The organism is Streptomyces hydrogenans, assembly GCF_014656075.1.
GTDB classification, from domain to species: Bacteria; Actinomycetota; Actinomycetes; order Streptomycetales; family Streptomycetaceae; genus Streptomyces; species Streptomyces hydrogenans.
In genome coordinates this window covers 1-1,001 of sequence record NZ_BNBS01000300.1, presented here as the reverse complement: position 1 = coordinate 1,001, position 1,001 = coordinate 1, and the positions used below count along the sequence as shown (strand labels likewise).

Annotated in this window: 1 protein-coding gene; it reads left to right on the top strand. The window is 69.8% G+C overall.

The genetic code is table 11. The features are described from left to right. The coding region (locus IE321_RS41535; protein WP_190226787.1) for an enoyl-CoA hydratase-related protein at positions 1–1,001 on the top strand (1,001 nt) is incomplete at both ends.

The window sequence follows — 1,001 nt, the reverse complement described above, 5'->3', positions numbered from 1 at the left end:
GGGGATCGTCACCCTCGTCCTCGACGACCCGAACCAGTCCGCCAACACCATGAACCAGGCGTTCCGCGCCTCCATCACGGCCGTCGCCGACCGTCTGGAAGCCGAGAAGGACTCGATCCGGGGCGTCATCTACACCTCCGCGAAGAAGACCTTCTTCGCCGGCGGCGACCTCAAGGACATGATCCAGGCGGGCCCCGAGCACGCCAAGGACATCTTCGACGCCGCGATGGACATGAAGCGCGCGCTGCGCCGCATCGAGACCCTCGGCAAGCCGGTCGTCGCCGCCCTCAACGGCGCGGCCCTGGGCGGCGGTTACGAGATCGCGCTGGCCTCGCACCACCGGATCGCGCTCGACGCGTCCGGCTCCAAGATCGGCCTGCCCGAGGTCACCCTCGGCCTGCTGCCCGGCGGCGGCGGCGTCACCCGCACCGTCCGCCTCATGGGCATCACCGACGCCCTCCTCAAGGTCCTCCTCCAGGGCACCCAGTACACCCCGAAGCGGGCCCTCGACAGCGGACTGATCCACGAACTGGCGTCCACGCCCGAGGAGATGATGGCCAAGGCCATCGCCTTCATCGACACGCACCCGGAGTCCGCCCAGCCCTGGGACGTCCCCGGGTACCGCATCCCCGGCGGCACCCCGTCGAACCCGAAGTTCGCCGCCAACCTGCCGGCCTTCCCCGCCAACCTGCGCAAGACCCTCAACGGCGCCCCCTACCCGGCCCCGCGCAACATCATGGCCGCCGCCGTCGAGGGCTCCCAGGTCGACTTCGAGACCGCGCAGGTCATCGAGTCCCGCTACTTCACCGAGCTGGTCACCGGCCAGACCGCGAAGAATATGATCCAGGCGTTCTTCTTCGACCTCCAGGCCGTCAACTCCGGTGCCAGCCGTCCCAAGGGCGTCGAGAAGACCCAGGTCCGCAAGGTCGCCGTGCTGGGCGCCGGCATGATGGGCGCCGGGATCGCCTACTCCTGCGCCCGCGCCGGCATCGAGGTCGTCC